Origin of the sequence: Longimicrobium sp. (assembly GCF_036399255.1) — a bacterium.
In the GTDB taxonomy this organism is placed as follows: domain Bacteria; phylum Gemmatimonadota; class Gemmatimonadetes; order Longimicrobiales; family Longimicrobiaceae; genus Longimicrobium.
On the sequence record NZ_DASWNM010000099.1, the window covers coordinates 45,384 to 62,748 of the forward strand.

A 17,365-nucleotide genomic window follows, 5' to 3' on the forward strand; every position below is an offset into this window, starting at 1 on the left:
CGCAAGCCGCTGCCGGACTCCGCCGACCGCCGTCCATGCTTTCCCCAGGACAGGCTTGCGGACGGGCACCACACCCCTGATCCTTGTGTCGCCAGGCCCTTACCGTTACCCATGGGCATGCGCCGAACCCTTCTGGTAGCTGCCGCGACTGCCACTCTCCTGGCGAGCCTTGCGAACCCGCACTTCATCGCTGGGGGCGCCTATGATGTGTATGGGTTTGCCCCATGGTGGCAGCGGACGGGCGCGATCCTGTGCCTGGCCGCTGTCGTCGTGGCCGCGTTCATGGTTTGGCGCGGTTCGGCGCGTGGGCTCATGCTCCTGGGATGCGAACTGCTCGTGTACCTGTCGTTAGCCGTGGGATCAGCTTTGTACGCGGGCCGGGGCCACTTTTCTAACGGGTGGGGCGGCAGCTTTCTCTATGCGTTTTACGTCTCAGCCGGGTTGCGACTGATCCTGCTCTACCTCGCGTATCGGGAAGTAAAACCAGCCAGGACCATTCAGTGGTCATGACGATGCTGACGTCTTTCCACAGAGTAGGTCGGCTCAGCGTCGGAAAGGCCGCGGTAGCTGCCGCCTGACAATCGGCTGCAGCGGATGCGGGGCCGTCCATGCTTTCAGCCGGACGAAAGGTTTGCACGCCGGCCCCGCACCCCTGACCCCTGTGTCGTCAGGCCGCTGGACAAGCATCGCGGAGCCGTGGCGCCTGGACGTTCGGGCGTTCGTACGCCAGCCGAGGATATGATGGAGAAGCGCCTCAGTCGAATCGGGCAGATCATGATGGCGGCCGCTCGGCTTGCGGCTCTCTACGCGCTTGCGGTCGTCCTCCTGATGGTGGTGCTCGCCCTGTGGACCCGCGAGTGGGTGGGTGCGGTGTCGGGCGTCGCGTCTCAACACCTGTGGGTTTTCGCGATCCTGTTTGCCGGGGCGTTTGTTCTCCTTGCCACGGCGCGGCGCGCGGGCTTTGCTCTGATCTGGGTTCTGCTTGTCGGGGCATGGGTCTGGTGGGTCTGGCCGCTGGGCCGCTCCAGATGGACGTCCGACGCCGTGTTCAGCCTCTTCGTCTTCTGGAGCATCCTGGCATTGCCGATGTATGCGCTGGGTGCCATCGCGCTCCCGGGACCTCAGTTGTTTCGCGTCGGGAGGTGGCCGATTACCGGACCGGCGATGGTTGCGGCAGGTTGGCTGCTTCTTCTCTTCATCACGCTTGCAGTGACGCCGCCGGAATGGCTGTTTACCGCCAGTGCGATCGACGGTTGCTTCGGGCGTCCACCGCAGATCCTCCGGCAGCTGGCATGGTCAATCCTGGGACCCGCTCCCCTGCTTTTCGGAGTAGAGGGCGCGATTCGGATGCGGCCCCGAAACCCCGTTCCGGCAGCGAGCTTGCCGGCGCGAAAATAGGCAGTGACAGTCGCCGGACCAGTCCCGGCCGCGGCCCGGCAATCGGCTGAAGGAGATGCGGGGCTGTCGATGCGTTTCGCCGACGACAGTCTTGCGCGCCGGCCCGCACCCCTGACCCTTGTGTCGTCAGGACGCTGAGAAAGCCTGCGGCGAGCGTAGCCCAAGCGACAACAGAGTCTCCGCCGAATCAATGCTTCCATGCCTCAACCTGCGCGCCGATCCTCTGTTCTGCTCTTATTCGTTGCACTGGCCTCCTGCGAGAGCGGTGAGCCGATCGGTCTGATACCATCGACTGGCAAGTACGGCTTCATCGGCGAGGACACAAAGGTCTGGCGTGAGCCGCGGGAGATCAACTCCGGCACTGAAGAAATCTCGGGGATCTACCAAGCCAATCTCTACGAAGTAGGTCGGGGTGGTTTGGGTTATGTGACACCGGTGCTCGCTGATTCGGCCTGGCTCGTCCTGACATCGGACTCGACGAGAGTGGACACGATCGGATTCATCCGGCGGGAGGAGGTCCGCGCAGTTCCCGAAGAACGTGAACGTGCAGAGCCGCTCAAACTCCGTAGCGCTAACGGCAACCTCGTGCTCAGCCGTGGTGTTGTGCGCGTCCTGGCAGAGCGGCGCCCGGGCGCCGAGATTGTGCGCGAGTTTCCGGAGGGCGAGTCTATCGTTGTAGGACGGACCACTCGGGCCGACTGGGCCGCGGTATTCGTGAATGGATACGATGGCGCTCTAATCGGATTCGCACCGATGAAGCCCATCGCCCGCTGGATTGCTGAACAGCGAGAATTTTCATCGGTCCCTGAGCTTTCACTTCCTCCCACCAGTGATGAAACGCTCAGGGGCATCTACGAAGCTTCCTACTTCGGATGCTCGCATCCTGAGGTATGGAACGAGTTCGGTTCTCGCGATGCGACGCATATTGCTGAGCGTCATTCAAAAGAATTCCGGTCAGAGCTACAGGGCGTCGCTTTTCGGGGTTGCTACGACGCGCTGATAAGCTCAAAGCGCAATCATTAGAGGGCTGGAGTGCAACACCCTACTGCCTTGCGGTGACGCGGCCTGACAATCGGCTGCAGGGGATGCGGGGCCGGGCATGCTGTCGGCCGGAGGGAAGTCTTGCGCGCCGACCCCGCACCGCTCACCCTTGTGTCGTCAGGCCGCAAGTCGACACCTCTTTCTGATCAGAATGACCATGGCTGATGTGATGACGTGGCAAGCGGAGCGCGACGCTCTCGCGACTCTCGGTCTCCTAGCCCGAGCATACGAACTCTTTGACGTGCCGGTGGAATACCCTGGCGAGAGCGCACCTTCCCATATACTCGGACTCAATATTCACGCGTTAATCGTGGACAACGCTGATGGTGAGGTGCTTGCGCTTGAACGCAATACAATCCACATGGATGGTAGCCCGCTTCAACACGGCGAGCAGCGCGCACTCCGCACAGCTATAGCAAGAGTTGGCACGAAGCGTCCGAAACAGCCGACACAGGCAATCGAAGGATATTATCGCTCGTCGATGTTCTTAGCTAAAGGAACTACTCTTGATGACTTCTACAATTTGGGAGTGACGCTCTACACATCTCTGGAGCCATGCCCATACTGTGCAAGTGCGCTACTCGTAGCACGTATGAAGCGAGTAGCATACCTGATCCCCGACAACAAGTACGGTGGGGCGTGGACTACACTCAAAGCAGCGTACTACGCTGGCGATGATACCACCTACTTACAACTCGCGTTGACAGGGTCCGCGAGTGCGTTTGCTGATAAGGTCGAGCAGCTTCGAGCACAACTCATTGCTAAGGCTGACCAGTTGAGAACCGGTGGAACCCGGGATACTCACATTCTCGACTTCTGTCGCGATGAACTGAAGATCGCCTTTGACCTGATCAGACAAACCAAGCCCAGTGATCTCACGTCGACAGCTAGCGGAGATCTTCGCAATTCAAACACACTCGCAGATTTGCAACGTCTGCTTGGGATGCCAGTTCAGTAAACACAGCGCTCATGCGGCCTAACAATCGGCTGCAGCGGATGCGGGGCCTTGCATGCTTTCGCGCCGAAGAGAGTCTTGCGCGGCGGCCCCGCACCCCTGACCCTTGTGTCGTCAGGCGGCTACTCCGGCGTGGATTTGGGTGTGTCAGGAGGACCCGCCGGTGCGTTGCAGGCAGAGAGTAATGCTCGGCGCCTCGCAAGCCGCTCCTACTCCTCCCGTGGAGGGACTCTTGCGGGCTCCGGATCTGCCCCTCTCGGCTTTCGGCGTGCTTCGTTACCGCCGCATTCGCATACACACAATCAGGAGAGCCCGCTTTGACGAGCACCCCCGAAGGCGCGGACGCCGGGATCAGAGCGGATCTCGGCTATCCACCAAAGAAGGACGACTGGTACTTCGAGGTCTTACCGGGTGACGCAGAGGGGACGTATCGGTTCACGATGTTCGAAGGCGCCGAGTCGTACCTGGGTGCGGAGATCTTTGATTCCCTGCCGGAGCGCTTCTCCACGATTCCGGGCGTCTCGGAAGTGGAGCAGGAAGACCGCGAATCGTACCTGGTCGATTCAACCCTGCCGCAGCCCGAGCTCGAGGCGAAGCTCTGGACCGTGTTTCAGGCCGCCGCGTCGGACGCGTTCGCGCCGTGACGACGGAGAGGCCGAAAGATCGGCTGGCCCGGATTCCGAGGGACCCTTGATCCGCCAAGAATCATGCAACTTCACAATGCCCTGGCTGCAGTCCTCGCGACCGCAGGCGTCGCGGGTGAGTCGTTCATCCTCAGGCATTCGCTCGTGAACACGTATCCGTTCAAAGTGTTCACGTATCCGTCCCCAGAGTTCTTCGCGCTCGCGGGAAATGTCCTGGCGCCCCTTCTCGTCGCAGCGTTCGCGTTGGCCGCCGTGTTTTTGTCACGGCGCTCACCCATCGAGACGCCGCTGTTGCTCACCGTCCTGCTGCCCGTTGTCTTTGCCCTGGCGGTATCAGTCGTGACCGTCATCTCGCACGGGCTTCAGGTTCCCGCGCACCTTGGCAACTTCGACGGCTATACCATTGGCCAGGCGCTAGGAGATTTCTCACTGATCGCGGTGGCTTTGTCGGTTCTGGCTCTCTTCGCTGGTGGGCTCTCATCCGCACTCGTTGCTCTCGTTTGTCCAGCGCAAGGGGCTGACGGCTAACTCGCTGATTCGGTGCGGTGCGCTCATGGGCTGGCGCGCTGAGGCGGGCCAGGTGACCGCCCGCTGGCGGCCTAATAACCGGCTGCAGGGGATGCGGGCCGTGCATGCTTTTCGCGCGACGAGAGCTTGCGCGCTGGCCCCGCACCCCTGACCCTTGAGGCGCGTTCGCCGCTGCGAGGTAATTCGTCGACAAGCGACAATCCAGCGGAACGCCCAACTCGGAGCATCGCATGGGACTTCTAACCTTCAGCCTCAACGTCACCCTGGACGGCTGCGTCGACCACCAGGAGGGAATCGCCGACGACGAGACACACGCTTTCTTCACCCGCCTTATGAACGAGGGCGGGGCGATGCTTTGGGGCCGCGTCACCTACGAGATGATGGAGGGCTACTGGCCGGCGGTCGCGCGGGGCGACGAGGAGGCGCCGCCGGCGATGCGCGAGTGGGCGGTCAAGCTGGAGGCCAAGCCGAAGTACGTGGTGTCGTCGACGCGAACGGACTTCCCGTGGACCAACAGCCACCACATCGCCGGCGACTTGCGCACGAACGTGCAGAAACTCAAGGATGCGACCCCTGCCGGCGTGCTCCTCGGCAGCGGCAAGCTCGCGGCCGAGCTGGACCGGCTGGATCTGATCGACGAGTACAAGTTCCTCGTCCACCCCAGGATCGCCGGTCATGGCCCGACCCTTTACGAGAGCGGACTCCCCGGCACGCGGCGGCTCGAGCTGGTCTCGTCGACGCCGCTCCGCAACGGCGCAGTCGCCATGCACTACCGGCGCGTGCGCGGCTGACAACGCGTTGCAGCGGACGGTCCGCTGCGCGGCCCGCCGCTGAACCCGAGCGTTACGCACACACGATCGCCCGCGCCGCAAACCGCCACCTCGACCGCGAGGCGGCCGGCGTGCTGTCGGCCGCGCTACGTGAAGCGCGCATGCACTCCCCCGTTCGAAACCGATCGAAGCCTATTCGGTTGCGAGGAAGCGCTCGACGATCTGCGGTAGCATCGGATCGACGGGGAGTGTGTGGTGGGTGGCGTTCGGCACGATCGCGAACTGGTTTGCGGGCCGCAGCGAGCCATCCATCCCGGCATCGCGCTGGCCGCCTCCCAGCGCCTTCCAGAACTCGACCATGTGTTCGGGCCGGATGCAGTCGGCATCGGCAAAGACCAGCAGTGTCCGGGCCTGGACTTTGGCGACGTCGGCGCTCCAGTCGAAGGGGCGTTTGGTCAGGTCGCCCAGCTTGCGGAACAGGTTCGTCCAATCGACGTCGGGATAGGCCTGCCCCAATGGTGATGCCTTGACGCCAGGGCCAATGATCGGGGCGTTGGCCTCCATCTGGTTGAAGGCCGCCACGACCTCCGGATACGCGCCATCGTGCTTCATCCTTGCCGCCACGAGCACGAGCCGGTCGACTGCGTCCGGATGGCGGATGGCGGTCTGCAGCGCGACGGCGGCGCCCATGGAGTAGCCCATGACGTCCGCCTTGCCGAGATTCAGATGTCCGATCAGGGCGGCAACGTCGTCACCGAGCGATTCACTGCGCAGAGGCCGGTCGGTGTCGGGGGTTCGGCCATGCGCCTGGAGATGGACCGCGATCACCTGCCGGTCCCTGGCCAGTTCAGCCAGGTTGCCGCCGAAGCTGTCGGGGGTTACGCCACCGTGAAGAAGGATGAGCGGCTTGCCGGCGCCGTGCACGCTGTAGAAGACGTGCTGGTCGTTGACGTCGGCAAAGTTGGCGTTCGGCATCGCGGATGGCTCCCTGGCTTTGAACGGAAAGGGTCGCAGTCAGCACTGCGGTCGCTGCGGCGGTCTTCGGGAAATCGCGTCTGAGCATATCGTCCTCACGCCGCGGCGAACAGGCGGATGAGAAGCAGCGTCAGATCCTGTTCAGGGGGTCCAGGCTCGGATCCGCTCCGGGCGTGTTGTACACGCATCCGGAGCGGCTCTGTCGTATTTGCATGTACGGCAACAGGTTACAAAACTCGTGTAAGCTGTCGCTGTCAAATGCCTGCTCTGAGCGGCCTGACAATTGGCTGCAGGGGATGCGGGGCCTTGCATGCTTTCGGGCGAGACGAAAGTCTTGCGCGTTGGCCCCGCGCCCGTGACCCTTGTGTCGTCCGGCGCGGGGATCGGCGACCCGCGGCCGCCCCGGGGCACTCGCATCCAGCGACCTGCGTGCGACAAACGGGCACACCTTTGCTGAGAGCTTGATGACCGCACCCGAAGATGCACTGGTGGCGCTGCCCGATCCGGGGGACCGGACGCATCCTCCCATGCCGCTCGTCTCCATCGTCATCCCGTGCTACGTCGCGACGCCGAAGCAGGCGGAACTGCTCGACGAGACGCTGCACACGGTCGCCGCACAGACGTGCCGCGACTTCGAAACCATTGTCGTGGACGACGGATCGCCCCTGGACGTCGGCGCCATCACCGCCCGGCACGCCGGCACGGTCACGCTGCGGCAGGCCAACGGCGGACCGGCCGTCGCTCGCAACACCGGCATCCGCGCGAGCCGCGGCCGGTACTTCGTGTTTCTCGATGCCGACGACCACCTGCTGCCACACGCCCTGGAGGCGGGGCTTCGGGCGTTCGTGGAGCATCCCGAATGCGGATTCGTCATCGGACGGCGTGAGGAGATGACGTACGAGGGAACTCCCGTCCCGTGGGGCGTGGCCAGCCTGCCGCGCGAATCCTGGCTGTACAACATCCTGCTCGGCTTCGACTGGTACATCATCCCGCCCTCCTCGGCGATGTTCCGGCGTGAGGCCGTGGAGGCCGTGGGGGGCTTTCGCGATCCCTGGGGCGCGGACGACCTCGATTTCTACCTGCGGGTGGCGCGCGAGTACCCGGCCTGGTGCTACGAGGAACTCGCGGTGACGCGCTACCGCCGCTACAGCGCCAGCTCGTCCCGCGACGGGGAGCGCATGCTGCGTAGCATTCGTGCCGTCTACGACCGTCAGTGGCCGCTGGTGCAGGGGGACCCGGCGGCCGAAGCGGCCTTTCATCGCGGGCTGGCGGCGCTGACGAAGATCTTCGTCGACTGCCTGGCGGAGAACTTCAGCGACGGCGTCCGGGCGAGAAACTGGCGCCGGGTACTGCGGACCGGATTCCTGTTCGCGGGTGAAAAGGGGCGCGCTGCCCTGGGGCTGCGCTCGTGATGCGCCGATCGATACTCCAGGAGTCGCGTGCCAGCACATGTTTTCGCGTGCTCTGCTGATTTCGGCGCACGGCCCTTCGCCAGTGAACGTCAGGGACGTCAGGCGCACTACGACCAGGCCGTTCACCGTCCATCTGGGTCAGCATGAGTACACGGAGGGCGGCTCCTGCGGCCATGGACAGGCGGAGGAGCCAGGCAGACTACTCCGGGCATACCTCCGGCCTGGCGATCGGCTGCAGGGGATGCGGGGCCGGGCATGCTTTCGCAGACGACAGCCTTGCACGCCGGCCCCGCATCCCCTGACCCTTGTGTCGTTAGGCGGCTCATTGAGGGAGCGGATGAAGGTCCGACTATATCAACCTGGGGACTCTGCTGAGTGGCTCCGCATGCGGCGCGCACTCTGGCCTCACCACGTCGCGGAGGAAGAGGCTGCGGATGCCGCGGACTGGCTCGCACGCTCGGATGCCGTTGTGCTCGTGGCGGAGCGGCCGAGTGGAAACGGGCTCGCGGGATTCGCTGAGCTAGGCGCTCGCCCCTATGCAGATGGCTGCCGCACCAGCCCCGTCGCTTACCTCGAAGGCTGGTACGTCGATCCGGACGCGCGGGAACAGGGTGTGGGGGCTGCGCTAGTTCGAGAAGGCGAGCGGTGGGCTCTACAGCAAGGCTACCAGGAACTCGCCTCAGATGCGCTGCTCGAGAATATGACCTCGCGGCAAGCCCATGCGGCGTTGGGATTCTCCGAGGTAGAGCGCTCGGTAAAGTATCGCAAAACGTTAGCGGCGGAGCTGCTCACCCCGCCGCCGAACCAGCGTTGCAGCGGACGATGAGCCCAGACAATGGTGAGTGCTGAGGCATTTGTTCAGGCTCACCGCCGCTGAACCTGGTGTTCGGCGGCTACCCTCCTTCACGGCCCCGGTCGGCTGGCAGCCGCATGCTGGGACAAGCCTCCTGCTCCGGCCCCTATCGTCCCGGGTTAGGTCGTCCCATGAAGCGACTCCGCACGCACAACCGCGATCGGAAAGTGCTTATGAAACGCGCACGAGCGTTGATGACTGGCGTGCTGGTGGCTGCGTCATTCGTCGCATGCGACAAGGATCCGTCGCCTTTCTCTCCTCCGGTCACGCCTCCCGCGGAGATTCCGATCAGCGGTGCCGCCGTGCCGGGAATGGAGTCCTACGATCAGACCATCACCGATTTCATGCGGAAGTACGCCATTCCCGGTGGCGTGGTTGCCGTGATGCGCGACGGCAAGCTGATCTACGCGCGCGGCTTTGGTTACGCCGATGTCGAGAACAAGACTGCGGTGCAGCCCGACGCGCTGTTCCGGATCGCCAGCATGTCCAAGCCGATCACCGCCGCCGCCATCATGAAGCTGGTGGAAGAAGGCAAGCTCAGGCTGGACGACCGCGTTGCGCCATTCATTGCGCACCTCACCCCCGCGCCGGGAGCGAACGTCGATCCGCGGTGGGAGCAGATCACGATCCGGCACCTGCTCAACCACACCGGGGGCTGGGATCGTGGGAAGCCGAATGGTGGATTCGACCCGATCGATCGGCCGGCGATCGCCGCAGCCGCGGTCAACGCGCCCGCGCCGGCGTCCGCCGAAACGCTCGTCCGCTACATGAAGGGAATGCCGCTGGACTTTGATCCGGGCGAGAGGTTCGCCTACTCGAATTTCGGTTTTATCATCCTCGGCCGCGTGATCGAGCGTGTGAGCGGCATGCCGTACGAGGAGTACGTGCGCGCACGCGTGCTGCAGCCCGTGGGCGCCAATCGCACGCAGCAGGGCAAGTCGCGCATGGGCGACGCGCTCGCGGACGAGGTGAAGTACTACTGGCCCGGGGCGGGCGTGAACGCGCCGCTGGTGCCATCCGTTTTCCCGGGCGAAGGCACGGTGCCCCTCAACTACGGGGGCTTCCACCTCGAAGCGGGGGATGCAAGCGGCGCCTGGGTTTCGTCGACCGTCGATCTCTTGCGATTCCTGGGCGGCGTCGATGGCCGCGCCAATCGTCCGGACATTCTCAGCGCTCCACTGGTCGCGGAGATGGCCAGCAACGGCGCTGCGGTATGTCCGGATGGCGCGTGCTATTACGGCGCTGGCTGGTTCGTTCGCCCAACCCAGGGCGACGCGAACTGGTGGCACGGGGGAACGCTGCCCGGCACGACGAGCATGCTCGTGCGCACGTATCACAACTTCTCGTTGGTCGGGCTGTTCAACACTCGCTCCCTGACCGCCAACCTGGAGGCCGAGCTCCATACCGCACTATGGAACGCGCTTGCGGGCGTCACATCGTTTCCGGCGCACGACCTGTTTTCGACATTCCGATGACGTGAGGCGCAGAGGCGTCCGGGTGCGAGCCAGGTAAACTTGCAGGGGGGCAGTGGAGCAAGGTGCTCCGTCTCGTGAGAGCGGCCTATCAATCGACTGCAGGGGATGCGGGGCCGGCCATGCTTCGCCGCCGACAGTCTTGCGCACCGGCCCCGCACCCCTGACCCTTGTGTCGTTCGGCGGCTCACCTCGAGGTCCCAGAATGGAGTTCGACGAAGCTCTCAAGACTGCAGAGGAGTTCATCGCCGCAGTCAACGGTGAGGGTGGCGAGCCGGTAGCGCTCATGCCGGACCAAACCCGCATCCTGCCTTACGGTTGGGTCTTCTTTTACCAATCGAAGCGCTTCATCGCGAGCGGAGATCCTCGCGATGGTGTCGCGGGAAATGCCCCGCTCCTCGTTACACGCACCGGCGAGTCGCATGTGCTCGGCACGGCACGTTCCCTCGATGACTACCTCCGTGAGTTCGAGCGCAGCGGCAGTCCGCACCCCCTCCCCGGCAGGCGTTCCGTTTCAGGTGCGGATCACGGGCTGGCGAGCGGGCTTGCAGAAGGTGAGTATGACCCTGACGATCCGCGACGAGACAGGGATGGGCCTGGGCGCGGCCAAGTCGATCACCGATGAGGTGCTGGAAGGACGCGCGGCTGCCGTACCGGTGCGCAACTGGGGTGCGGCCATTCGGCTCGCTGAGGCGCTGGAAGCTTTGGGTGCCGAGGCGCGCCCTGAGCGTGTTCCCCCCGCCGCCGAACCAGGCGGTGCAGCGGACGCCGAGCCGGAGTGACGGTGCAGGTGAAAACAGCCGTGCTGCTCGGCGCCGCTGAACCTGGTGTCAGGACCGAAATCACCTCAACCCTCTCGGTGGCGTGAGGAAAACCCGGGAGACGTGCGGCAAGGAGACATCATGACGGTCAAGCGGATGGACAACGTCGGCATCGTAGTCGAAAACCTGGATGCCGCCATCGAGTTCTTTGCCGAGCTTGGACTCGCGCTCCAGGGGCGCGCCCTGATCGAAGGAGAGTGGGCCGGGCGCGTCACCGGACTGGGGACCCAGCGCGTCGAGATCGCCATGATGGTCACCCCGGACGGCCACAGCCGTCTTGAGCTTTCGCGATTCCTCAGCCCGCCCGTCGTCGCCGATCACCGGAACGCGCCGGTGAACGCGCTCGGCTACCTGCGCGTCATGTTCACCGTCGAGGACGTCGACGACACGCTCGCCCGGCTCCGCACGCACGGCGCGGAGCTCGTCGGCGACGTGGTCAACTACCAGGACACGTATCGGCTCTGCTACATCCGGGGACCCGAAGGAATTCTCATCGGGCTCGCCGAAGAGCTTGGGCAGCGCGCTTCCTGAGCGGCACACGCCAATCTGACCTGGCCTCATCTGATGAGCGCACACATCCTCGATCACGGCGGGTGCCGCCTGGCCTACGAAGTGGTGGGCGAGGGTCCGCCCGTACTCTTCATCCAGGGCGTCGGCGTGCACGGCGGCGGCTGGTCACCTCAGGTCGAGGCGCTCTCGTCCGGGTTCCGCTGCCTCTCCTTCGACAACCGCGGTATGGGAGCCAGCCAGCCTCTCACGGTGCCGCTCACGGTCGAGCAGATGGCGGATGATGCGCGGGCACTCCTCACCTGCCAGGGGTGGGATTCCGCCCACGTGGTCGGGCACTCCCTGGGCGGGCCGGTCGCACTGGAACTGGCGCTCTCGGCACCGGAGCGGGTGCGCAGCCTTTCGCTTCTCTGCACCGTGGCCCGCGGGCGCGATGCCACCCGGCTCTCACGGCGAATGCTGTGGCTGGGGCTTCGCTCTTCGCTCGGCACGCGGCGGATGCGACGGCGCGCGTTCCTGGACATCGTCATGCCACCCGGGGCTGTCGTGTCGAGCCAGGCGGAGGAGCTGGCGGCGCGCCTGGAGCCGCTCTTTGGGCACGATCTGGCGGAGCAGCCGCCCGTGGCGATGCGGCAGCTGCGGGCACTGCGCGCGTATGACGCGAGTACGCGGCTGGGCCGGTTGGCGGGCGTGCCGACACTCGTCGTCAGCGCCACGCACGATCCCATCGCACCGCCGCGGTATGGACGGGCACTGGCGCAAGGGGTGCCGGGTGCCCGCTTCGTCGAGGTGAGCGATGCCTCGCACGGAGTGACGATCCAGCGTGCGGAGCAGATCAACACCCTGCTGAGGGAGCACCTCACGCGAGCGGAGGCGCTGTGTCACTCCTGAGCCCGCACCGCGTCCACCAAACGGGTCCAGCTGACTGCCGTCCATGCGTTCCCCGAGGCTTGCGCGCCGGCCCCCCACCCCTTGACCCCTGTGTCGTTCGGCGGCTTTGTATGGTTCCGTTTCGCGCAGTGGGTTGAATTTGCTCTTCCGCCACACGAGGATCCCTGAGCGATGACGCCGCGCCGGCTGAAGCTGATGGCTGACTACCAGTGCAACCCGCTGTGGGAATACGAGGAACCGCCCGGCGACCTGTACACGAACCCGGATCCGGCCGAGCTGCCGCTCTCTCAGGCTACGATACGGGACTTGCGGGCGTGGGCGGCGTGGTTCGACACGTTCATCAACCTGGACGACCCGCATGACTCCCGCGAGGTGCTTCCGGAGGAGACGGCGGCGTTCGACCAGGCGGGCCGGCGGTTGTGGGCAGTGCTCCGCAGGGAGCTGGGGCCAGCATGGGTAGTCAGCTACTTCCATGATGGAAAGCTGTTGTCCCCGCCCTGCCCAGCCGCCGAACCAGGCGCTGCAGCGGACGACGCGCCGTAGGCAGGCGCGTGCAGGAGGCTCCGAGCTGCGCGTCCCGGTTGAGCCTGGTGTTCGGCGGCTCCGACCACGTGCTGATTCAACCGCTCAGGTCCAGCTTTGGATCGACGGCGTCGCGGTTCCACGCCCAACAATCGGGCTACCGGGGTTGCGGGGCCGTCCATACTTTCGGCCGCCGACAGGCGTGCGCGCCGTTCCGGCACCCTGACCCTTGTGTCCTTGGGCCCGTTCACACTTCTTCTGACAGGCTCCCCACGCGATATGCCGTCGGTCTGGCTTTACGGTATCCGCAGGGTGTGTTGCCGCTTCGCGAGGATCCATGTTCGAGCACATCACTGCTCCGCGGCCGCCGCTCACGACCCGCTTCATCCTCTCGGTAGCCACCGCGTACGCACCGCTCGGGGTGCTCTTCTCCGTTCATCCAGATCGGTTCGCGCCTGAGCCCGCGCGTGTTCTTCAGTTCACCCTCGCGCTCCTGGTCTACGTTGTCTCGACGGGCCTCTTCGCGGTGCGGACGAAAGGGGCCTGGGTCCGAACCACCGTGCTGCACGCCGGTGCATCCGCGACCGCTGGGAGTGTGCTCATGCTCTTCACTGCATGGATCGCGGCTAGAACACCGCTCGGCCGGGATCCTGATCCGGGCCCCGCCCTGGACTTCCAGTGCATGTGGGATTGTCCCTCACGCCTGGGCGAGGCGGTTACGACGCTCATGCTCGCTCTGGCAGCCGTCTACGTGGCAGCGTTGTTTGCCCCGCTGGTGGGAGGAGTCGTTCGCTACCTACACCCGCTGCCGGTTCAGCAGCCCGACCAACCATGAGCTGCAGGGACACCTGGCCGTCTGCGTTCTGTTGATTCTGGCACTGCCAAACCCCAAAACTCACAAAGAAGCGGTGACTTCCTGAGGGAGCGCACCACGTGTAACCAGAAGCTACACAACCGCCTGCGCGCGACCGAAGGATCTCGTCCGCCTTCGCGAAGGCCTGTCCTCCGGGCGCGGCAGCCAGCCCCCCGGTTCTGCCGGCGAGATCCTTCGGTCGGCGCCAACGTCCATCGTACCCGCAGGCTGCGTAGCGGCGCCTCCCTCAGGAAGCCAATCGCAGGGCGAGGTTTGGCAACACCCTCTCAGGTTGCGAGCCGCCGCACTACCTCCCTCGATCCCCTGCGGTACACGGTGAGGCAGACGAGCTCGTCCTCCAGGTGCGCGCCTCCCGCCAGCGGCTGTGCTTCTGCTCGATGATGGTGACGGCGGGCTTCGCGGCTGTGGGCGCGGGGTCATCCGGGTCGGGAAAGTTGTCCCCACGGCCGGCGGAGACACGAAGTGCGGCGGCATCCAGACCTGCGGCGCCGGATGTAACGCGTGACGAGGGCGCCCCGCCTGGCCGTGGGCCAGGCGGGGCGATTTCAACCGGCCAGGTTTACGTGGCTGCGCGCTGGTAGCGCCGGTGGTAAAGGCGACCCGGTCGAGCAGCATTCCCGGCTGCCACTGGTAGTGGACCACTGGAGGTACGCGGTACACGCAGCCTGACAATCGGCTGCGGGAGATGCGGGGCCGGCCATGCTTTCGCTCGACGACAGTCTTGCGCGCCGGTCCCGCCCCCCCTGAACCTGGTGTCGTCAGGCGCCTCGTCCAGCAGGCCTCCTCGCGCGGGCCGGGCCTCTGCCTGACTCGCCTTCGGCGTTCTCCCACACTGCCTACTCGTCCGGTATGCTCGCGAACCACTCCCGATAAGGGGTGTTCCTCGCCATGTGCCGGTTGTAATCCGGGGCTCCGTCCGCCCACCAGACTGCCCCTCGCTCTCCCAGGGCGACTTTCGCCCGGTTCACCGCGGTGCGGGCGATGCGCACACCCTCCTCGTCCCCCGCGCGCTTCGCCCGTCCGACCGCGGCACGTGCCCGCATCAGCTCGCGTGTAAGCCGCTCGCGCTCATCCGGGTTCAACCCGGGGTTGGTACAGCGCCAGAGACGGCCCCGCACCACGAAGTATCGTCCATCGGGGGTAACCGGGTAGCGCATCCGCACCGTGTCCAGTAAGCTGAGCTCAGGCGTCTCCGGCGCGCCGTCAGCAGGGTCTGTTCCCCGTGGTGCCGCTGCGCCTGACCGCTGCGCCGCGGGCGACATGCGGCCGGCGATTCTTTTTGTGCATCATGATGGCTGAAGCGCCGGTCGTCGCGTCCGGGTGGTGCGGTCCGGGCGCACGCGCCTGAAAGTCTGGAAGCGCTGAGCGCCGAAAAACGCGATGATCGGATTTACCTTCGATTTTTGCGGAGACCACGATCGGCACGGCGGTCGGGGCGCTCGGTTTCCCGCCGACCGGGGAGCAGGTCCCCGGCCTCGAGCACGCCGCGTCGCCATGGCCGAGCGCCAGCGCAAGAATTTCACTTCGAGTTCACGACCCTTCGCTTCTGGCCGATCGCCGAATCTGGCAGTGGGGAAGGGCGTGCCAGCATCATTCCAGCGTGAGACACGGGCGGCCCCGCACCCGGTCGCCCTGACCTTGTATCGTCAGCCGCACGGACTGGAAACCATGAGGTGGCCGGTGGGATGGGAGGCACTCGCGCAGTGGGGTGCCGGCGCCGCTCGCATCGAACCGCTCGCGGGCGGAGTCGCCAACGACGTGTGGAGCGTGCGCGTCTACGGGCACCTTGCGGTCGGTCGTCTCGGCGCCAGGAGCGACGCGGATCTCGCGTGGGAGACCAGGCTCCTCCAGCACCTCGACCATGAAGGTATGGCCGTGCCGGTGCCGATTCCGACGACGGACGGCCGGCTGTTCGACGACGGTCTGGTGGTGATGACCTGGGTGAAGGGCGGACCGCCCGGTACGGAGGCCGACTGGCGTCGCGTGGCGGACACGCTCCGCCAGCTTCACCGGTTGACGCGGGGCTGGCCGCAGCGCCCGGGGTGGCGATCGTCGGCCGACCTTCTGCACGCCGAGACCGGGACGAAGATCGATCTCGGCGCGATGCCGCGTGAGGGCGTTGCTCGATGCCGGGCAGCGTGGGCGCGGCTCGCCGGACGTGGGACCTGCGTCGTCCACGGCGACCCCAACCCGCGCAACATCCGCATGACCGCGGAACGGGTCGCGCTGATCGACTGGGACGAGGCGCACGTCGACGTCCCCGACCTCGACCTGGTGCTTCCCCACAACGCCGCGGGTCTCGACGAGGGCGCGTACGACATCGCCGCGCAGGCCTCGGCCGCCTGGGAAGCCGCCGTCTGCTGGGACGACGCGTACGCGGTCAGCCGGCTCGCCGAAGTTCGAGCGGTCTGAGCAGCGGCCGCGAATCGAGCGAGTATGCTGGCGAACTCGAAACGCCGGCCACGCTCCTGGAGCCCAGGTAAGCCGCGGCATGTTTTCAGCCGGACAAGAGTCTTGCGCGCCGGCCCCGCATCCCTGACCCTCGTGTCGTCAGGCCGCCGGGCAAACATCGCGGCAGCACACAGGTGATCCTCCCGGTGGCTGCCGTGCGTTACAGTGCTGGTCCCGTCTCAGGCGGCCAGGCGGCGAATCGCCTTCTCGCGTCCTTCCGGTACACGGTGAGGCACACCAGTTCGTCGTCCGGGTCGCGCACCTCTACCCGCAGGAGCCAAGAATATGCAACGTGCCCGTTTTTTCTGCCTCCTTCCTACATCCTCGCTTCTACTGCTCGCAGCTTGCCTTGGGGGGGCACCGTCAACGGCGTCCGAGACGATGGCCTCGCCAGTTGCACCGGCACCTCTGAATGCCCCGCAAACTCAGGAGTCTGGGCCCAGCCCATCCACCACGGGGCTGGTGCTTGTTCCTCCTGAGGCAAGGAACCCCTTCATGCGCCAACGTGAGGCTGGCGCGCTGTTGGCTGCTGAGCTTCAAGAAGTGCAAAGCGCCGCGACAAACGTTGGTGTCGAGACTGGGTACTATCGAAACGGATGTCAGTCGCGTGCCCATGCCGCATGGCTAAGTCTGCCGCGTCACATCCAGCCCCGAGTCGGCAAAATCTGGATCTTTCAGCCTTCGCTCCACTCGTACTTTCGCAGGCGAGAAGCGATTTTGACAAAGCTAGATAGCGGCGTTCGGTGGGACTACCATGTAGCTCTTGTATTTGACACGCCCAGCGACGGCGAGCAGGTGCTCGACATGGCCCTCGGCGCCAACTGGATGTCGATTGACGATTGGCTTGGGCAGTTCACGGTGCCGGACGAGTCTCTCCTCGTGACGACTGCAGGTGACTACTATGCCTATTTCTCGGCTGGGGGTGTCATGACCGGGTTTCACGACTACTCTGGCCTGTCTTGCGAACAGAAGTGGATCCCCGGTGACCTTGCCTTTGAGAAGGTAGGCAAGGCACTGTTGGAAGATCCGACCGCCTGCCCATCGCTGAACGAGTACGCAGAAAGTAGTATAAAGGGCAAAGCGGAACTCGAACATCACGACTTCGAAAGCCGACATGCGGGTACCCGGTGTCAGGAGCTCCGCGATGTTTACCTGCGCGAATCCCAGCGAGTGCTGGAGCTTCTTCCAGGTTGGGCAATTCCAGATAGTGGCGGTCTGTGTCGCGTCCCTCCCCGGTCGTAATCTCCGGGC

General features: G+C 65.2%; 19 protein-coding genes. 17 read left to right on the forward strand and 2 right to left on the reverse strand.

All coding sequences use genetic code 11. From position 1 onward, the window contains the following. Window positions 1–741 precede the first annotated feature (741 nt). From VGC13_RS18150 to VGC13_RS18175, 6 genes are all read left to right on the forward strand, one after another. Window positions 742–1,398 (forward strand): hypothetical protein, encoded by a 657-nt coding sequence (locus VGC13_RS18150; protein ID WP_331126699.1) that lies wholly within the window; start codon window positions 742–744, stop codon window positions 1,396–1,398. A 198-nt stretch (window positions 1,399–1,596) separates the two neighbouring features. Then, complete coding sequence (locus VGC13_RS18155; RefSeq protein ID WP_331126700.1) at window positions 1,597–2,421, forward strand: hypothetical protein; 825 nt, start codon at window positions 1,597–1,599, stop codon at window positions 2,419–2,421. 175 nt (window positions 2,422–2,596) lie between these two features. Continuing rightward, window positions 2,597–3,397, forward strand: a complete 801-nt coding sequence (locus VGC13_RS33690) for a nucleoside deaminase (RefSeq protein ID WP_331126701.1) — start codon at window positions 2,597–2,599, stop codon at window positions 3,395–3,397. A 314-nt stretch (window positions 3,398–3,711) separates the two neighbouring features. Next, on the forward strand, window positions 3,712–4,038 hold the full coding sequence (locus VGC13_RS18165) for a hypothetical protein (protein ID WP_331126702.1): 327 nt from the start codon (window positions 3,712–3,714) through the stop codon (window positions 4,036–4,038). Between the two features lie 63 nt (window positions 4,039–4,101). Beyond that, the gene (locus VGC13_RS18170) at window positions 4,102–4,566 is read left to right on the forward strand and encodes a hypothetical protein (RefSeq protein ID WP_331126703.1); all 465 of its coding nucleotides are present in this window, start codon (window positions 4,102–4,104) and stop codon (window positions 4,564–4,566) included. Between the two features lie 230 nt (window positions 4,567–4,796). Then, a complete protein-coding gene (locus tag VGC13_RS18175) occupies window positions 4,797–5,357 on the forward strand; it encodes a dihydrofolate reductase family protein (protein ID WP_331126704.1) in 561 nt (186 codons plus the stop codon). A 171-nt stretch (window positions 5,358–5,528) separates the two neighbouring features. Here VGC13_RS18175 and VGC13_RS18180 read toward each other — a convergent pair whose 3' ends face one another. Next, window positions 5,529–6,311 (reverse strand): alpha/beta fold hydrolase, encoded by a 783-nt coding sequence (locus VGC13_RS18180; RefSeq protein ID WP_331126705.1) that lies wholly within the window; start codon window positions 6,309–6,311, stop codon window positions 5,529–5,531. Between the two features lie 464 nt (window positions 6,312–6,775). Between VGC13_RS18180 and VGC13_RS18185 the strand changes: the two genes are divergently transcribed. The 9 genes from VGC13_RS18185 (at window position 6,776) to VGC13_RS18220 (ending at window position 13,624) form a co-directional block, all read left to right on the forward strand. Beyond that, entirely contained in the window at window positions 6,776–7,723 is a 948-nt protein-coding gene (locus VGC13_RS18185) for a glycosyltransferase family A protein (RefSeq protein WP_331126706.1), read from the forward strand. Between the two features lie 385 nt (window positions 7,724–8,108). After that, the gene (locus VGC13_RS18190; RefSeq protein ID WP_331126707.1) at window positions 8,109–8,549 is read left to right on the forward strand and encodes a GNAT family N-acetyltransferase; all 441 of its coding nucleotides are present in this window, start codon (window positions 8,109–8,111) and stop codon (window positions 8,547–8,549) included. 221 nt (window positions 8,550–8,770) lie between these two features. Continuing rightward, entirely contained in the window at window positions 8,771–10,051 is a 1,281-nt protein-coding gene (locus VGC13_RS18195) for a serine hydrolase domain-containing protein (RefSeq protein WP_331126708.1), read from the forward strand. Between the two features lie 202 nt (window positions 10,052–10,253). Further along, window positions 10,254–10,673, forward strand: a complete 420-nt coding sequence (locus tag VGC13_RS33695) for a YrhB domain-containing protein (RefSeq protein ID WP_414683003.1) — start codon at window positions 10,254–10,256, stop codon at window positions 10,671–10,673. Beyond that, window positions 10,609–10,830, forward strand: a complete 222-nt coding sequence (locus tag VGC13_RS18200) for a hypothetical protein (protein WP_331126709.1) — start codon at window positions 10,609–10,611, stop codon at window positions 10,828–10,830. The genes VGC13_RS33695 and VGC13_RS18200 overlap by 65 nt, the downstream gene beginning before the upstream one ends. A gap of 120 nt (window positions 10,831–10,950) precedes the next feature. Further along, a complete protein-coding gene (locus VGC13_RS18205; protein ID WP_331126710.1) occupies window positions 10,951–11,400 on the forward strand; it encodes a VOC family protein in 450 nt (149 codons plus the stop codon). A 33-nt stretch (window positions 11,401–11,433) separates the two neighbouring features. Continuing rightward, entirely contained in the window at window positions 11,434–12,267 is an 834-nt protein-coding gene (locus VGC13_RS18210; protein ID WP_331126711.1) for an alpha/beta fold hydrolase, read from the forward strand. Between the two features lie 195 nt (window positions 12,268–12,462). Further along, a complete protein-coding gene (locus tag VGC13_RS18215) occupies window positions 12,463–12,810 on the forward strand; it encodes a hypothetical protein (protein WP_331126712.1) in 348 nt (115 codons plus the stop codon). Window positions 12,811–13,126: 316 nt separating this feature from the next. Then, window positions 13,127–13,624 (forward strand): hypothetical protein, encoded by a 498-nt coding sequence (locus VGC13_RS18220; protein WP_331126713.1) that lies wholly within the window; start codon window positions 13,127–13,129, stop codon window positions 13,622–13,624. Window positions 13,625–14,499: 875 nt separating this feature from the next. On the opposite strand, the gene VGC13_RS33490 is transcribed toward VGC13_RS18220, so the two are convergent. After that, the gene (locus VGC13_RS33490; protein ID WP_349264240.1) at window positions 14,500–14,820 is read right to left on the reverse strand and encodes a hypothetical protein; all 321 of its coding nucleotides are present in this window, start codon (window positions 14,818–14,820) and stop codon (window positions 14,500–14,502) included. A gap of 523 nt (window positions 14,821–15,343) precedes the next feature. Between VGC13_RS33490 and VGC13_RS18225 the strand changes: the two genes are divergently transcribed. Together VGC13_RS18225 and VGC13_RS18230 are read left to right on the forward strand one after the other, a co-directional pair. Beyond that, window positions 15,344–16,075, forward strand: coding sequence for a phosphotransferase (locus VGC13_RS18225; RefSeq protein WP_349264241.1), 732 nt, complete (start codon window positions 15,344–15,346; stop codon window positions 16,073–16,075). A gap of 534 nt (window positions 16,076–16,609) precedes the next feature. After that, window positions 16,610–17,356, forward strand: a complete 747-nt coding sequence (locus tag VGC13_RS18230; RefSeq protein WP_331126715.1) for a protein-glutamine glutaminase family protein — start codon at window positions 16,610–16,612, stop codon at window positions 17,354–17,356. The last annotated feature ends 9 nt before the right edge of the window (window positions 17,357–17,365 follow it).